The following is a 15,139-nucleotide window of genomic DNA, read 5'->3' on the forward strand; positions in this document are numbered from 1 at the left end:
CGGGGGGCGCAAGAGGTTCGGTGCTCATCGCGATGCGGCGGTCGCCTCCGCCCCCTCGGCGGCGCCCGCGCCCTCCACCGCGTCCTCCGTTTCGGGAGGCGTTCTCTCCAGGCGCAGCAGCGGCGCCAGGATGGGGCCGGACAGGGTGGCCATGGTGATGGACCCCAGGGTGATGGCCCAGGCGACCGGGCCGAGCGGGGTGCAGTCGAAGAACTGGCTGACGCCCGGGGTCTGGATGATGGCGGCGAGCACCGCGGCCGAGCCCAGTCCGGCGATCAGGACGTGCCGGTCCAGGCCGCCCGTGGTCAGGGTCTGTGCCAGCTGGGTGCCGACCAGGGCGGCGAGCGCCACCGTACCGGCCCGGCGGCTTCTGCCGGTGAACCGGGCGCCGGTCCACGCCAGTCCGGCCCCGGCGGCCGTGATGATGCCCCGCAGCAGCATCTCCTTGGTCAGCGCCACGCCCAGCGAGCGGCTGGGGCCCTCCTTGAGCAGCCGTTCGCCGGTGTGCCCGGTCGGCTCGCGCACCGCGATGGCGAGCGCGGGCGCGAGGTCGGTCAGCAGGTTGACCAGCATGATCTGACGTGCGCTCAGGGGGGTGGCGCCGGTCAGCGCGGAGGTGACCACGCTGAAGGTGACCTCGCCGAAGTTGCCGCCGATGAGGATGGCGAGGGCCGCCCGGACCGAGGCCCACATGGCGCGCCCCTCCATCAGGGCCGAGACGATCGTCTCCAGGCGGTCGTCGGTGACGACCAGGTCCGCCGCGGCGGTCGCGGCGGGGGTGCCGCGCCGCCCCAGGGCGATCCCGACGTCCGCGAGCCGGATCGCGGGCGCGTCGTTGGCACCGTCCCCCGTCATCGCCACCACCCGGCCGAGGCGCTGGTACGCCTGGACGATGCGGACCTTGTGGTGGGGGCTGCACCGGGCGATCACGTCCACTGTCGGCAGCAGCTCGTCCAGTTCCGCGTCGTCCATCTCGTCCAGTTCCGGACCGGTGCACACCTTCGGCTCGGGGACGTCCATGATGGGGGCCGCGATGGCATCCGCGGTGGCGGGGTGGTCGCCGGTGAGCATCATGGTCTGCACGCCCGACTCGCGCAGCCGCGCGAGGGCGGGGGCGGCACTGGTGCGGACCGGGTCGGCGATGGCGATGAAGCCGAGGAAGTCCAGGTCCCGTACGGCCTCGTCGGTCAGCTCCTCGCCCTCCCTCATCCGCCGCTCGGCCACCGCCAGCACCCGGCGTCCGGCGCCGGCCAGCTCCTCCGCGGTCTCGCCCAGCTTCCTGATGCCCTCGGCGTCCAGCTCCGTGGCCTGGCCGGTGCCCGGAGTGCGCCGCCGTGCGACCCGGTCAAGGACGCCCTCGGGTGCGCCCTTCACGCTGAGCAGCGGGCCGTGCACGGTGCGCCCGGTGGTGGCGTGGTAGGCGCGGGAGGGTTCGAAGGGCAGCGCGTCGGTACGGCGCCAGCGGGGCGCGCCACGCCGCACCCCGACCCCGGCGCGGCGCGCCCCGAGGCTCACCGCGCGGTCGGTCTGGTGTGCCATGGGCTCGGCCTGGCGGGCCGGCGGGGTCGCGCGCAGGGCGGCGGCGAGCACCGCCTTACGGGGCGCGTCGAGCCGGTCGGCGGGGAGCGGGCCGCCGCCGTCGCTGACGGCCGCGAGCTGGAGGTTGCCCTCGGTGAGGGTGCCGGTCTTGTCGAAGCACAGCACATCGGCGCGGCCGAGCGCCTCGATGGTGCGGGGGTTGCGGACCAGGGCGCCGAGGTCGGCCAGTCGGCGGGCGGCGGCGAGCTGGGCCGCGTTGACCAGGAACGGAAGCCCTTCGGGGACGGACGCCACGGCGAGGTTGACGGCGGAGGCGAGGTTCTCGGTGAGCGGGAGGCCGTGCAGCAGTCCGGCACCGGTGACCGCGGCGGCGGACCCGAGTGCGATGGGCACGCTGGACCGGGTGAGCGAGGTCAGCCGCGCCTCGACACCGGTGACGGGGGCGGCCTGGCGGGCGGTGGCCAGGCTGCGGCCGACCTCGGTGGCGGGTCCGGTGGCCACGACGACGGCCTCCGCCCGCCCCGCGGAGACCGTGGTGCCCTCGTAGAGCATCGACCGGCGCTTGGTGATGTGGGCGCCGACGACCGGCGCCGGGTCCTTGCTCACGGGGAGGGATTCGCCGGTCAGCGAGGACTCGTCGACCTCGAGCCCCTCGGCCTCCAGCACCCGGCAGTCGGCGGGCACCACGTCCTCCGGGCCCAGCACGACGACGTCGCCGGGGACCAGGTCCCCGGCGGTCACCAGGCGTTCCGTACCGCCCCTGCGGACCCGGGCGCCGATCGCGGACCGGGCGAACAGTTCGGAGAGCGCCCGCTCGGTCCTGACCCGCTGGAATCCGCCGACGAGGGCGGAGGTGGCGGTGATGGCGGCCACCAGCGCGGCGTCGGTGCGCGAGCCCACGGCGGCGGCCAGGGCGGCCCCGGCGGCCAGGACCGGGGTCAGCGGGTTGGCCAGCTCCTCGATGAACGCGGCGGGCAGGGTGGTGCGGGTGGGTTCGCCCCGGCGCGGCCCCTGCGCGGTGCGGGATGCCGCCTCCTCCGGGGCCAGCCCGTCGGGCCCGGTCCGCAGCCGCTCCAGCACCCGGGGGACGGGCATCAGATGCCAGGGGGTGGTGGCCACCGGCGGGTCCATGGGGCGGGCGAGGAGCTGGCGCGCCCGCCAGGTGCCCAGGGCGAAGGCCAGGGTCCCCGCGGTGGTGCCCGCCGCCGCGCCGCGCGCGGCGGCCTGGTTCGGGGGCGCCTGGAGGGCCGCCACCGCGCCGATGGCGCTGCCGCCGGCGGACAGCAGGGCGCTCTCCCGGTCGACCCGCGCGGCCACGCCGACGGCGTCCACGATGAGCCCGGCCGACTCCAGGTCGGCGCCGACGAGCAGATGGGCGCCCCAGGCCGGGGGATCGCCCTCGCGGTGCACCCCGATGCCGCAGTCGGCGGCTCCCAGGGCCCGGCGGTTGCCGGAGAGCAGCAGCACCACGGCACCGTCGGCCTGCAGGGAGCGTACGGAGGCCACGAGGCGGCCGCCGGAGGGGACCACCGCGTCGGCGAAGGTGATGTCCGTGGGGTGCGGCCGGTCGGTGGCCAGGACGATGCGGGCCCCCGCCCGGCGGGCGGCGGCGGCCACGGCCTCGGCGCCCGGCACGGTCTGCGGGGCGAGGCCCACCACCGCCTGGAGCTTCTGCCCCCGGGCCAGGCCGAGGACCCGCTCGCTGCCCCTGCGGCGGAGCCTCGCCGCGGCCTGCTGCCCGGTGCGGCCCGTCAGCTCCAGCGTGTCCAGGGCGCCGAGCACCCATCCGCCTGCGCGGCGGGTCTCCAGGGGCTCATCGGAGTCGAAGAGGTCGAAGAGCCGCTCGGCGGTCCGCTCGGGGTCGGCGCCGCCGAGGAGTTCCAGGTCGATGGGCTCGTAGCGGTCGCCGCGCAGCGCCGCCTCGTCCAGCACCACGGTGTCGACCCGGCCCAGCCGCCGCAGACAGCTGCGGTCCATGGCCAGGACGCCGCGCAGTGCCAGGAACCGGCCGAGGCTGGTCGCGAAACCCTCCCGGCCGGCCCCCGGCGCCTTGGGCACGGAGGAGAACCCGACGGCGAACCCGCGGCGCGGTCCGGCGAAGGGGACCGCGAGGGCGCCGGCCGCGGCCCCGATGGCCATGGAGCGCTCCGCGAAGCGCTCCACGGTGTCCTTGGGGGCCGGTCCGGGCCGCTCGACCACGATCGGCTCGGCCATCACGTCCTGGGGGCCGTGCACCAGCTGCGGCTCCATCGCGGCCCAGGCCCGGCCCTCCGCCTCCGCCTCCCGCCACAGGGACATCCGCTGGATGAGGTCGAGCACGAGCCCACCGCCCCGGGTGGCCACGCCCTGGGTCAGCGCGCTCAGCACCGGCAGCGTCGGCTCGGTCGGCTCCCCGCGAGTGATGGCCAGGGCCAGCCGCCGCAGGCGGGGGTGGTTCTGGATGACGGACACGGTCGCGGCCACCTCGGTGGGCAGCTTGAGCCAGGGGGCCAGGCGCAGCGCGGTGGCCACGCTCAGCCCCACGACGTCCGCGGCTACGACGGCCAGCGACTGGGCCTCCCTGGCACCGCCGGAGGGGTGGCGCGGCTCGGGGGCCCATTCGTCGAACTCCTCGGTGGGCCCGACGGGCTCCTGGACCTCCGCGCGCGCGATCCGGGCGATCAGGTCCTGCTCGGACGGGGGCGGCTTGCCCACGGCCACCACGACCCGCTCGGAGGGCGCGTTCACACGAGCCCACTGCACCCGCGGATGCTCCTCGAGTGCCCGCTCCACCCGGCGGGCCACCTGCTCGCCGCCGATGCCGTGCACCCCGCGGACCTCGATGTAGTACCGCCCCGGGTAGGACCAGATCCCGCGCCCGGAGGGCCGGACCAGCCGTCCGACAGCTCCGGCGGCATCCCGCACGCCCGCGGCCACACCGCTTTTGAGGGGCGCGAGCAGCAGCGAAGGCGGCAGGGGAAGGCGCAGTGCCGACAGCGACGGCAGCGGTGACATCAAGGGACCTCCGCTCTCCGGGCAGCCTGCCCGGTTCATCCCTATTACCCTGAAAAGGGAAGAAGATTCCATCCGTCATCACCGTGTGGACGTGAGACCAGTGACCACTCCCGCTACTTCACGCAAGCGCAGTTCCTCGACCGCCGCGAAGAAGACGGCATCACCGGCGCGCGGCGGCAAGTCGACGACGAAGTCCCAGACCACTTCGGCCACCTCGAAGCCCTCGAAGCCCTCGCAGGCCAAGAGGTCGACGAAGGACACCAAGCCGTCGAAGACCACACAGCGCCAGCGGACGGCGAAGGCCGCCAAGGGCCCCATGGAGACATCGCGCAGCGACGGCAGGCGCCGCCTGACCGTCACGGTGCCGACGTTCGACGCCATGGGCCACGCCACGAAGGAAGGGCTCGACACCGTCGGCCATGCCACCAGGGACACCCTCGACACCGTGGGCCACGCCACGAAGGAGACCTTCGGGACCGTCGGCCAGGCCACCACCCGTGCGACCGGTGGCGCGGCGAAGGTGGCGATGAAGCCGATCGAGGTGGCCCGCCGGGTGCTGCCCGCCAAGGGCGGGCTCCCGCTGTACGTGGGGCTCGGCGCGCTGGGTGCCGTGGAGGTCATCGAATGGCCGGTGGCCGTCGGCATCGGGGTCGGTTACGCGGTGCTGCGCAAGGGCGGCATCATGGCCGAACCGTCCGAGCAGCGCGACGCAGGCCGTGGCGAGGGTCGCACGGCGGGTCGCACGACCGGCCGCTCGAGTTCGAGGAGCGCCCGTTCCGGGAGCCGTTCGCAAACGCGTAGGTCCGCCAAGGCCGCGGCGTAACGTTTCGACCAGCGGCTTCGTACCGCATCGATTTCGTCCGCAGAGCGGTCAAGAAACGGGCATAACTCTGTTGGAAACAGGCACCCCACAGTCACCGTAGCGTTGGTATACACCAGGAAGCGGGCCTAACACCCGTCACTGAATTCCCCCTGGGGTCCGGCGTATTGCGTGGCCGCGATGCGCCGACCCTCCGTCACCTGGGGGTTCACCCGAGACGGACTGACCACTCCGTCACGAACCGACCGAAAGCGGTGACTCCTCTTGGCCCTCCCCCACAGCGCTCAGAGTGCCCCCCGAGTGCCCGGACAGGCAGTGTCCGCCGCGTCGCGGCACGCCACCGGAATGGCCACACTCGCCCCCGACCTCCATGTGGTGGCCGGGGACGAGGACTTCTTCCGACACTTCGGCGCCTCGTCCGCCGAGTTGTGCGGCCGCAGCCTGTTCGACCTGCTGCACCCCAGCGCCCCCTCCGTCCTGCGGGAACACTTCTCGCGGCTGTACGACGGGCGGCGCACCCGCTTCACCGAGCGCGTCCTCGGCTACCACTCACGGGGCCAGGTGTTCTCGGGCAAGCTGACCGGCACGGCCATCCAGGGCCGGTCCGACCGGCTCGCGGCCATCGTCGTGATGGTCAAACCGGATGACGAACGACCAGAGGAGGAACCAACCCCCACCAGCCAGAAGCTGCTGTCGCCGCTGGAGGCCCGGATACTCGAGGGCGTGGCCACCGGCGCGTCGACCGTACAGATGGCCGCCAAGCTCTATCTCAGCAGACAGGGCGTCGAATACCACGTGGGATCCATGTTGCGGAAGATGAAGGCACCCAACCGGGCGGCCCTGGTCTCGCGCGCCTACGCGGCGGGCATGCTGACCGTCGGCACCTGGCCGGCCCGCGTTCGCCCGGAATTCATCAAGTGACGCACATCATGTGACGCCGCGTCACACCGAACAGGCCCGGGGCGACACCGCCCCGGGCCTGTCGTCTTCGGCGGCCCGGCCAATACCTCACGGGTCCCGCGGCCCGGCCGATACCTCATGATTCCCGCGGCCCGGCCGATACCTCACGGGTCCCGCGTGGCACGCCTCCGCCGCTCAGTAGGCTGAGACCGCCATGCGTTCACTCCCCACCGGATCGCGCACCGCGCGACGACGCCCCCGCCCCAGGCTGCCCCGCGGCCTCCTGCCCGCCGTGGCGGCAGCCTGCGCCGCCGTGACCGCCGCGGGGTGCGCGGCCCAGGCGGGAGTGCGGGACGACGGCGCGGCGCCCTCGCTCTCGGCACCGGCCAGCGCGGTTCCGCTGTGGCCCCGGTACACCCCCTCGGCCGTGACCACGCCCCGTCAGAAGAGCGACTTCGCCCGCTATCTACCGGTGGACAAGGTCAAGGTGCCCTCGGGCGGACTGGCCGCCCTGTCCGCGAAGAACCTGCTGCTCCACGACCCCAATGTGCCGGCGGTGGTGCAGAAGGAGGTCTCGCTGTGCCCGGACGGCAGCTACTGCCCGCTGCGGGACACCGCCCACCGCGATCTGACCGGTGACGGCCGGGACGAACTGGTGGTGGCGGCCGATCTGCCGGCGTTCGAACGGACGCTGCTTCAGGTCTACACCGCCTCGGGCCGCACGGTCCGCCCCGTGCTGATCTACTGGGGCCCGCCCGGGCTCACCGGCGAAACCTTCGGCCGTGATCTGCTGATCTCCGCGATCGGCGGGGACGGCCGGGTCACCACCCGCTTCCGCTGGAACGGCGCCGTCATGGCGGCCGTGACGCCCGAGGACGGCACGGCCACCCGGACCCCCGTCCCGGAGGACGGCGCGGCCACCCGGCCCCCGGTCCCGGACGGCGCAGCCGCCCGGACCGCCGACCCCGGCGCCGCACCGGAGGCCGTGCCGAGCAGCACCGGCACAGCCGCGGACACGGGTACCCGTACGGAGACGAGGACGAAGCGATGACCACCGCCTTCACCCCGCACGGCCCGGGCTCCCCGACCGAGGCGCATCTGCTGCTCGTCGAGGACGACGAGGTGATCCGCAATACGGTGCGGATGGCCCTGGAGCGGTACGGCTTCATCGTGTCCACCGCGGGCGACGGCCTCACCGGGCTGGAGATCTTCCGGGAGAGACAGCCCGATCTGCTGCTGCTGGATGTGATGCTGCCCGAGCTGGACGGCATCGGACTGTGCCGCAGGGTCCGCGAGTTCAGCCTGGCGCCGATCCTGATGATGTCCGCGCGCGGTGACTCCCTGGACGTGGTCTCCGGTCTCGAGGCGGGCGCCGACGACTATGTGGTCAAGCCGTGCGAGAGCGCGGTCCTGGTGGCCCGTATCCGCTCGCTGCTGCGCCGCGCCTCCTTCACCCCCGTGGCCCGCGCCTCGCGCGCCGAGTCGCGCGGCGGGGCCCCGGAGGCGGACGGCGCGGCCGGGCCCGACACCCTCGTCTTCGGCGATCTGACCATCGACACCCGCGGCATGGAGGTGCGCCGCGCGGGAGAGCCGCTGGCCCTGACCCCCACCGAACTGCGGATGCTGCTGGAGTTCGCCGGCTCGCCCGGTGTGGTGCTGGAGCGCCGTACGCTGCTCAGCCGGGTCTGGGACCACGCGTGGCAGGGCGACACCCGTGTGGTCGATCTCCATGTGCAGCGGCTGCGGGCCAAGATAGGCGCCGAACGGATCGAGACGGTCCGCGGCTTCGGCTACAAGCTGCGGCGCTGACGATGACGCTGAGATGGCGGATCGTCGCCCTGGTGGCGGCGGCGACGTGTGCCGCCGCGGCCGCGGTGGGGGTGCTGGTGCACCACGCCTCGCGCGACCGCGAACTGTCCCAGGCGCGCGACGGGGCGCGGACCACGCTCGACCGCGCCGCGGTCATCTACGCCCGCACCGGCGGCATCCAGGGCTCCGGCGCGGTGCTGGACGCACCCGGGCTCCCCGGTGACCTGCGGCGCCTGGTGGAAAAGGGCCATCAGGGCACCGAGTTCACCACCGGCCCGGGCGGACCCGCGATGTGGGCGGCCCGGCCCGCCGATGACCAAGTCCTGTCCGTACGCCTCGACATGAGCACCGCGATGCGCGACATCGGCGCGCTGGACACCAACATCATCCTGGCCGGGCTGATGACCACCGCCGTGGTGCTGCCGCTGGGCGTGCTGACCGCCGAGCGGATGAGCCGGCGGCTGCGGCTGGCGGCGGCCACCGCGCGGCGGATCGCGGCCGGGGACCTGGACGCCCGGATCTCCCCCGCCACCCGTCCGCACGACGAGATCGCCGAGATCGCCGGGGCCGTGGACTCGATGGCCGCCGCGCTGCAGGAGCGGCTGCTCGACGAGCAGCGGTTCACCGCCGATGTGGCGCATGAGCTGCGTACTCCGCTGATGGGTCTGGTCACGGCCGCCGAGCTGCTCCCGCCGGGTGAGGCGGCCGGGTATGTGCGCGACCGGGTGCGGGTGTTGAGCACGCTGGTCGAGGAGTTGCTGGAGATCTCCCGGCTGGACGCGGGGGCGGAGGAGGCCGATCTGTCCCCCTGCCCCCTGGGACCGGTGCTCGAGGAGGCCATCGCGGGCACCGGGCTCACGGCGCGGCTGCGGACCGGCGCGGTAGAGGACAGCTGGCAGGAGGACTGCGAGGACGCCGGGCAGCAGGACGCCGCGGCGGAGGACACCGGGCAGCAGGACGCCGCGGACGGCCCGAAGGTGTGGACGGACCCCCGCCGGCTGACCCGTATCGTCGCCAATCTCGTGGTCAACGCCCATCGCCACGGCCGCGAACCGGTCGAGGTGACGGTGGCGGCGGACGGCCGGACCGTGACGGTCCGCGACCACGGCACCGGCTTTCCGGACGATCTGCTGGAGAAGGGCCCGCAGCGGTTCCGCACCGGGGTCCGGGAGCGCGGCCGGGGCCATGGCCTCGGGCTGACCATCGCGGCCGGCCAGGCTCAGGTCATCGGCGCGACGCTGGAGTTCGGCAACGCACCGGACGGCGGCGCGGTCGCCACGCTGCGCCTGCCCGAGCAGCCCGAGCGGCCCGAATCACCGGAGCCCGGACCGATACACGGCTGATACATCGTCGAGCGGAAGTCGAGACCCGGCCGAGCCCCCACCGAGACCGCCCGTTGCGGTTCCGAAGATCTTCGGTGAGGAGGATGGCGCCGACCCGCGCGAAACCTCGCGGCCGGGATCGACGGAGGAGCAATCGGCATGGCAGGTCCCCTGACGGCACTACGCGTACGGTTCACACCGGACTCGGAGCAGACGCCGCGGGACACCAGACCCCCGGGCCGGCGGCGCGGAGCGAGAGGACGCGGGAGGCGGAAGCGCACCGGCATCCGGAGGTTCTTCACCTGGCGGAAGCTGCTCGCCTATGTGGCCGCCCTCTGCGCCCTGCTGATCGGGGCGTTCACGGTGCTCTACTACTCGATCGACATCCCCAAGGCCAACGCCCAGGCGAAGGCGCAGAGCAACGTCTACAAGTTCAGCGACGGCTCGATCCTCGCCCGCACCGGCGAGATCAACCGCGAGATGGTCACCCTCGGCCGGGTGCCCACGGGTGTCCAGCACGCGTTCGTGGCGGCCGAGAACAAGTCCTTCTACAAGGACTCGGGCGTGGACCCGATGGGCATCCTGCGGGGGCTGGTCAACACCGTGACGGGCAAGGGCACTCAGGGCGGCTCGACCATCACCCAGCAGTACGTCAAGAACTACTACCTGAGCCAGGAGCAGACCGCCACCCGCAAGATCAAGGAGCTGGTGATCTCGCTCAAGGTCGATCAGCGCAACTCCAAGGAGGACATCCTCGCGGGGTATCTGAACACCAGCTACTTCGGCCGCGTCGCCTACGGTGTCCAGGCCGCCGCCCGCGCGTACTACGACAAGGACGTGGACGACCTCACCGTCGAGGAGGGCGCGTACCTTGCGGCGCTGGTGCAGGCCCCCAGCCAGTACGACTGGGCCGTCGCGAGCCCCAAGGCGAAGCGCCTGGTCACCCGGCGCTGGAACTACGTCCTGGACAACATGGTCGACATGCACTGGCTGGACCCCGCGCAGCGGAAGCGGATGCGCTTCCCCGTGCCGGTGGCCCCCGAGCCCGCTCCCGGTCTCGGCGGCCAGGCCGGGTATCTCGTGGACGCGGCCCGCAATGAGCTGATCGCCTCCGGCGTCAGCGAGCAGGAGCTCGCCGCGGGCGGCTGGACCATCACCCTCAACGTCGATCCGGCCAAACAGCGGGCGCTGGAGGAGACGATGCACCAGGGCCTCGACGGCTCCGCCAAGGGCAAGCGGGCCCGCGCGGACGCGGCCGCCACCCAGGGCGGCGCGGTCTCGGTGGACCCGAGGAACGGGCGGATCGTCGCGCTCTACGGCGGCCGGGACTACACCCGGCACTATCTGTCCAACGCGACCCGCGGCGACTACCAGGTGGGCCCCGTCTTCGAACCGGTCACCGCCGCCTCGTCCCTGGACGCCAAGATGCGGGACGGGGCCACCGCCGGCGGACTGCCGGAGGTCAAGCGCACCGCCGGGGCCCTGGGCATGGACACCGACGGCGGCGGCTTCGCCACCAAGGAGTCGGTCGGGCTGGGGCTGATGGGCTCGAGCCCGCTGAGGATGGCCGGTGTCTACGCCTCGTTCGACCACCAGGGCATGCGGGTCACCCCGAGCATCGTGAAGTCCGCCCGGCGCGGCGACGAGACGGCCGGGCCGCGGAAGGCGGTGGGCGACCAGGCGATCGCCCCCGCGGCCGCCCAGCTGATCACCCGGAGTCTCATCGAGGACGGCGGAGCGGCCGCGGTACGCGCCGTCAAACGGCCCTCGGCGGGCAAAGGCGGGGTCTCCGACGACAAGAGGGCTGCCTGGTACGTCGGTTACACCCCGGATCTGGTCACCGCGGTCGCCCTCTTCGGCGAGGACGCCAAGAAGCGGAAGCAGATCCCCTTGACGAACGCCCGTGTCCAGCGGGTCGCCGAGCTCTGGAGCCACTACACCGGCCAGGCGCTGGGCGACGCGCCCCCGGCCTGGTTCGACTTCGGCCCCGGCTCGGGGGCGGTTCCGGTCCCGACCGAGACGGCGCCTATCGCACGGTGAGGGCGGCGGCGAGGCCGCCGGCGAGGGCCGCTGCCCCGAGGAGGCAGGCCAGCAGCAGCCGGCGGCGCAGCGTGCGGTAGACCTCCTGGTACTCCGCCCGCAGCTCCTCGCAGCGCCGCACCACCGTGCGCAGGGTCTGCTCGGTGACGGCCAGCTGGTCCTGGATGTAGACCCGCTCGACCTCCGCCCGCTGGGCGGAGGTCAGCCAGTCGAGCCGGCCGGTGAGGCGGCGGGCCCGCTCCCGGGCCGCGTCCCGCTCGCCCTGCAGCAGCAGATAGCCCTCGATCTGATTGATTCCGGCGGCGATACCGGGGGGCTCGGCGGCTCTGGCCATACTCACGCCACACTCTCCTTCTGGCCGACATCGGGATGATGCAGATCGAACGCGGGGGATTCGGAACGGATCTTCGGCAGGCTGACGAAGTTATGGCGCGGCGGCGGGCAGGAGGTCGCCCATTCCAGCGAACGTCCATAGCCCCAGGGATCGTCGGTGACGACCTTCTCGCCGTACTTGGCAGTCTTCCAGACGTTGTAGAGGAACGGCAGGAACGACAGGCCGAGAACGAAGGAGCTGATGGTCGAGATGGTGTTCAGGGTGGTGAAGCCGTCGGCCGCCAGATAGTCGGGAATTCTGCGGAGCATTCCCTCGGCGCCGAGCCAGTGCTGCACCAGGAACGTGCCGTGGAAGCCGAGGAAGAGGGTCCAGAAGGTGATCTTTCCAAGTCGTTCGTCCAGCATCTTGCCGGTGAACTTGGGCCACCAGAAGTGGAATCCGGCGAACATGGCGAAAACCACGGTACCGAAGATGACGTAGTGGAAGTGGGCGACCACGAAGTAGGTGTCCGAAACATGGAAGTCCATCGGCGGCGAGGCCAGGATCACACCGGTCAGACCGCCGAAGACAAAGGTGATGAGGAAGCCGATCGCCCAGAGCATCGGGGTCTCGAAGCTCAGCGACCCCCTCCACATCGTGCCGATCCAGTTGAAGAACTTGATGCCGGTGGGCACGGCGATCAGGAACGTCATGAAGGAGAAGAACGGCAGCAGCACTCCGCCGGTGACATACATGTGGTGTGCCCAGACGGTGACCGAAAGGCCCGCGATGGAAATTGTCGCCGCGATGAGTGAGACATAGCCGAACATCGGCTTCCGGGAGAACACCGGAATGACCTCGGAGATGATGCCGAAGAACGGCAGGGCGATGATATAGACCTCCGGATGGCCGAAGAACCAGAAGAGGTGCTGCCAGAGCAGCGCCCCGCCATTGGCCGCGTCGAAGATATGCGCCCCGAATTGGCGGTCCGCCTCCAGGGCGAACAGCGCCGCCGCGAGCACCGGAAAGGCCAGCAGCACCAGCACACCGGTCAGCAGCACATTCCAGGTGAAGATCGGCATGCGGAACATCGTCATGCCGGGAGCGCGCATACAGATGATCGTGGTGATGAAGTTGACCGAGCCGAGGATGGTGCCGAAGCCGGAGAGGGCCAGACCCATGATCCACATGTCCGCCCCCACGCCGGGCGAGCGCACCGCGTCCGACAGCGGGGAATAGGCGAACCAGCCGAAGTCGGCCGCGCCCTGCGGGGTCAGGAACCCGCCCACCGCGATCAGCGAGCCGAAGAGATACAGCCAGTACGCCAGCATGTTCAGCCGCGGGAACGCCACATCGGGCGCACCGATCTGCAGCGGCATGATCCAGTTGGCGAACCCCGCGAACAGCGGGGTGGCGAACATCAGCAGCATGATCGTGCCATGCATGGTGAACGCCTGGTTGAACTGCTCGTTCGACATGATCTGGATACCCGGACGGGCCAGTTCGGCGCGCATCAGCAGCGCCATCACCCCGCCGAGGCAGAAGAAGGCGAACGAGGTGATCAGGTAGAGCGTGCCGATCGTCTTGTGATCGGTGGTGGTCAGCCATTTCACGGCCGTGGTCCCCGGCCCGGGGCGGCGCGACGGCGGGGCGGCCGGCGCCGCCGCGACAACGGTGTTGTTCCTCATGGCCGCTAGGTGTCCGGCACCCCGTGGATCGTCACTCCGACGGCCGGTCAGAATTGTCCGCCGCCAGGTGTGATGATCTGCGGTGTGCCGGACACCTTCCGATCATGAGCACCGACGACGCCTTCGACGCCGCCTACCGTGAGCATTACTGGGCGGTCAGCCGTTTTGTGGCACGGCGGCTGGACGACCAGGCATGGGACGTCGAGGAAGTGGTCGCCGAGGTCTTCGCGGTGGCCTGGCGGCGGCGGGCCGAACTGCCCGAGTCACCACTGCCGTGGCTGTACGGGGTGGCCCGGCACTGCCTGGCCAACACCGTGCGTGGCAAGGGCCGTTACCGCAGGCTGCTGCTCAAGCTGGGCCACCACGAGGTGACGCGCGGCGGGCGCACCGTGGCGAGCCCGGACGCCGAGCGGCCGGGCTCCTGGGTGCTGGAGGCGCTGTCCCGGCTCGCCGAGGCCGACCAGGAGGTGCTGCGGCTGACCGCGTGGGAGGAGCTGACCGTCGAGGAGCTCAGCACCGTGCTGGGGTGCGGCCGGTCCGCCGCGGCGATGCGGCTGCACCGGGCGCGGCGGAGGCTGCGGGAGCAGATAGAGACCCTGCGCCGGGACGACCGGGTCTCCCTGGGGTGCACGAGCGGCAAGGACGACAGGGCCCAGAGGGCTGACAGGGCCGACAAGGATGGACACGCATGACCGACGAACTGGATCTGCTCCGCGAGGCCAACCCCGTGTCCGCCGACACCGGCCCCTGGCGGGACCGGCCGCTGGACGCGCGGGCCGAGCTGCTGCTGCGGCGGCTGCCGTCCCGGGACCGGCGGCGCCGTACCGTCCGGCGGCGCGCGGTCTGGAGCCTGGGGGCCGCGGCGGCCGCGACGGTCGTCGCCCTGGCGCTGACCGTCTCCGGCACCGGCTCCTCCCCCGCCGTGGCCGCGCCCAGGCCACTGCCGCTGGTGGCGCATGCCTCCCGGGCGGACGTATCGCTCACCGAGATCGTCCGGCGGGCGCGGACGGCGGCCGAGGAGTCCCCGGGGAAGAGCGAGCGGGGCAGCCATTTCCAGAGCTGGGCGCTGAGCATGAAGTCGGGCGAGGACGCGGTGATGCTGCCCCGGGAGTCGCTGACCCGCTGGAACGCGGACGGCAGCGGTTCCACGCTGGAGGTGGCCACCGATCCGCGCCATCCGGGCCGCCCGGTGATCGAGGACGGTCCCCCGCCGCGTACGGTCCACGACGGCAAGGTGCTGAGCGAGGAGCACTATCCGCCCGGTATCAACGGCGCCAACCAGAGCTACTTCGAGGACCCCCCGGCCGGTGCCTCCGCGCTGCGCGAGTATCTCGCCGTCTGGTCCCCGGGCGCGGACCGCGACCCGGCGGAGCTGCTCTCGGCCGTCGGGTCCTTCCTCACGGTGTGGACCCCGGGATCGCGCCAGCGGGCGGACATCGCCACCCTGCTCTCCGGGCTCGAGGGGCTTCGCCCGGCGGGCAAGGTCACCGACCGGCTCGGCCGGGAGGGGCAGGGCTTCCGGTTCACCGGCACCCCCGGGAGCCGTTACCTGATCGTCCTCGACCCGGACGACGGCAGGGTGCTGGACATCGAGGAGACGTTCACCCGGGACGATCCCGAGTACCGGGTGAAGGCGGGCGATGTGATGTCCTACACGGCCTACATCTCCTGACCACCGGCCACGTCGGGAGGGGCGCGCGGAACGCGGGCGCGC

The 15,139-nt window shown here is 72.4% G+C and carries 12 protein-coding genes; 8 read left to right on the forward strand and 4 right to left on the reverse strand.

The features are described 5' to 3' along the window. Positions 1-24: 24 nt before the first annotated feature. On the reverse strand, positions 25-4,533 hold the full coding sequence (locus GWI24_RS10205; RefSeq protein WP_210945583.1) for an HAD-IC family P-type ATPase: 4,509 nt from the start codon (positions 4,531-4,533) through the stop codon (positions 25-27). 78 nt (positions 4,534-4,611) lie between these two features. After that, the gene (locus tag GWI24_RS10210) at positions 4,612-4,914 is read right to left on the reverse strand and encodes a hypothetical protein (RefSeq protein ID WP_210945584.1); all 303 of its coding nucleotides are present in this window, start codon (positions 4,912-4,914) and stop codon (positions 4,612-4,614) included. Here GWI24_RS10210 and GWI24_RS10215 point away from each other — a divergent pair. The 6 genes from GWI24_RS10215 (at position 4,913) to GWI24_RS10240 (ending at position 11,424) form a co-directional block, all read left to right on the forward strand. Further along, positions 4,913-5,356, forward strand: a complete 444-nt coding sequence (locus GWI24_RS10215; protein WP_210945585.1) for a hypothetical protein — start codon at positions 4,913-4,915, stop codon at positions 5,354-5,356. The two genes, GWI24_RS10210 and GWI24_RS10215, sit on opposite strands and share 2 nt — an antisense overlap. A gap of 342 nt (positions 5,357-5,698) precedes the next feature. Continuing rightward, the gene (locus tag GWI24_RS10220) at positions 5,699-6,274 is read left to right on the forward strand and encodes a LuxR C-terminal-related transcriptional regulator (protein WP_210945586.1); all 576 of its coding nucleotides are present in this window, start codon (positions 5,699-5,701) and stop codon (positions 6,272-6,274) included. 193 nt (positions 6,275-6,467) lie between these two features. Then, positions 6,468-7,304 carry a hypothetical protein gene (locus GWI24_RS10225; RefSeq protein ID WP_210945587.1) on the forward strand — a complete coding sequence of 279 codons (837 nt, stop codon included), beginning with the start codon at positions 6,468-6,470 and terminating at the stop codon, positions 7,302-7,304. Then, positions 7,301-8,062, forward strand: a complete 762-nt coding sequence (gene cseB, locus GWI24_RS10230; RefSeq protein ID WP_210945588.1) for a two-component system response regulator CseB — start codon at positions 7,301-7,303, stop codon at positions 8,060-8,062. Before GWI24_RS10225 ends, cseB begins: the two co-directional genes overlap by 4 nt. Positions 8,063-8,064: 2 nt before the next feature. Then, entirely contained in the window at positions 8,065-9,405 is a 1,341-nt protein-coding gene (locus GWI24_RS10235) for a sensor histidine kinase KdpD (protein WP_210945589.1), read from the forward strand. Between the two features lie 138 nt (positions 9,406-9,543). Beyond that, the gene (locus GWI24_RS10240) at positions 9,544-11,424 is read left to right on the forward strand and encodes a transglycosylase domain-containing protein (protein WP_210945590.1); all 1,881 of its coding nucleotides are present in this window, start codon (positions 9,544-9,546) and stop codon (positions 11,422-11,424) included. Here the strand turns inward: GWI24_RS10240 and GWI24_RS10245 are convergent. Together GWI24_RS10245 and ctaD are read right to left on the reverse strand one after the other, a co-directional pair. Then, positions 11,411-11,758, reverse strand: coding sequence for a hypothetical protein (locus GWI24_RS10245; RefSeq protein WP_247616154.1), 348 nt, complete (start codon positions 11,756-11,758; stop codon positions 11,411-11,413). The genes GWI24_RS10240 and GWI24_RS10245 overlap by 14 nt on opposite strands. A gap of 2 nt (positions 11,759-11,760) precedes the next feature. After that, positions 11,761-13,425, reverse strand: coding sequence for a cytochrome c oxidase subunit I (gene ctaD, locus GWI24_RS10250; RefSeq protein ID WP_210945592.1), 1,665 nt, complete (start codon positions 13,423-13,425; stop codon positions 11,761-11,763). 104 nt (positions 13,426-13,529) lie between these two features. Here ctaD and GWI24_RS10255 point away from each other — a divergent pair, with 104 nt between their 5' ends. Then, entirely contained in the window at positions 13,530-14,117 is a 588-nt protein-coding gene (locus tag GWI24_RS10255; protein WP_210945593.1) for an RNA polymerase sigma factor, read from the forward strand. Next, a complete protein-coding gene (locus GWI24_RS10260; RefSeq protein WP_210945594.1) occupies positions 14,114-15,097 on the forward strand; it encodes a CU044_5270 family protein in 984 nt (327 codons plus the stop codon). The genes GWI24_RS10255 and GWI24_RS10260 overlap by 4 nt, the downstream gene beginning before the upstream one ends. The last annotated feature ends 42 nt before the right edge of the window (positions 15,098-15,139 follow it).

This window comes from Streptomyces sp. MK37H, assembly GCF_018035285.1.
Lineage (GTDB): Bacteria > Actinomycetota > Actinomycetes > Streptomycetales > Streptomycetaceae > Streptomyces > Streptomyces endocoffeicus.

What these genes read in the sequence shown, in the direction of transcription:
- GWI24_RS10205 (WP_210945583.1), bottom strand. Translation starts at nt 4,533, where the DNA reads ATGTCACCGCTGCCGTCGCTGTCGGCACTGCGCCTTCCCCTGCCGCCT.
- GWI24_RS10215 (WP_210945585.1), top strand. Translation starts at nt 4,913, where the DNA reads ATGGGCCACGCCACGAAGGAAGGGCTCGACACCGTCGGCCATGCCACC.
- GWI24_RS10210 (WP_210945584.1), bottom strand. Translation starts at nt 4,914, where the DNA reads ATGGCGTCGAACGTCGGCACCGTGACGGTCAGGCGGCGCCTGCCGTCG.
- GWI24_RS10220 (WP_210945586.1), top strand. Translation starts at nt 5,699, where the DNA reads ATGGCCACACTCGCCCCCGACCTCCATGTGGTGGCCGGGGACGAGGAC.
- GWI24_RS10225 (WP_210945587.1), top strand. Translation starts at nt 6,468, where the DNA reads ATGCGTTCACTCCCCACCGGATCGCGCACCGCGCGACGACGCCCCCGC.
- cseB (WP_210945588.1), top strand. Translation starts at nt 7,301, where the DNA reads ATGACCACCGCCTTCACCCCGCACGGCCCGGGCTCCCCGACCGAGGCG.
- GWI24_RS10235 (WP_210945589.1), top strand. Translation starts at nt 8,065, where the DNA reads ATGACGCTGAGATGGCGGATCGTCGCCCTGGTGGCGGCGGCGACGTGT.
- GWI24_RS10240 (WP_210945590.1), top strand. Translation starts at nt 9,544, where the DNA reads ATGGCAGGTCCCCTGACGGCACTACGCGTACGGTTCACACCGGACTCG.
- GWI24_RS10245 (WP_247616154.1), bottom strand. Translation starts at nt 11,758, where the DNA reads ATGGCCAGAGCCGCCGAGCCCCCCGGTATCGCCGCCGGAATCAATCAG.
- ctaD (WP_210945592.1), bottom strand. Translation starts at nt 13,425, where the DNA reads ATGAGGAACAACACCGTTGTCGCGGCGGCGCCGGCCGCCCCGCCGTCG.
- GWI24_RS10255 (WP_210945593.1), top strand. Translation starts at nt 13,530, where the DNA reads ATGAGCACCGACGACGCCTTCGACGCCGCCTACCGTGAGCATTACTGG.
- GWI24_RS10260 (WP_210945594.1), top strand. Translation starts at nt 14,114, where the DNA reads ATGACCGACGAACTGGATCTGCTCCGCGAGGCCAACCCCGTGTCCGCC.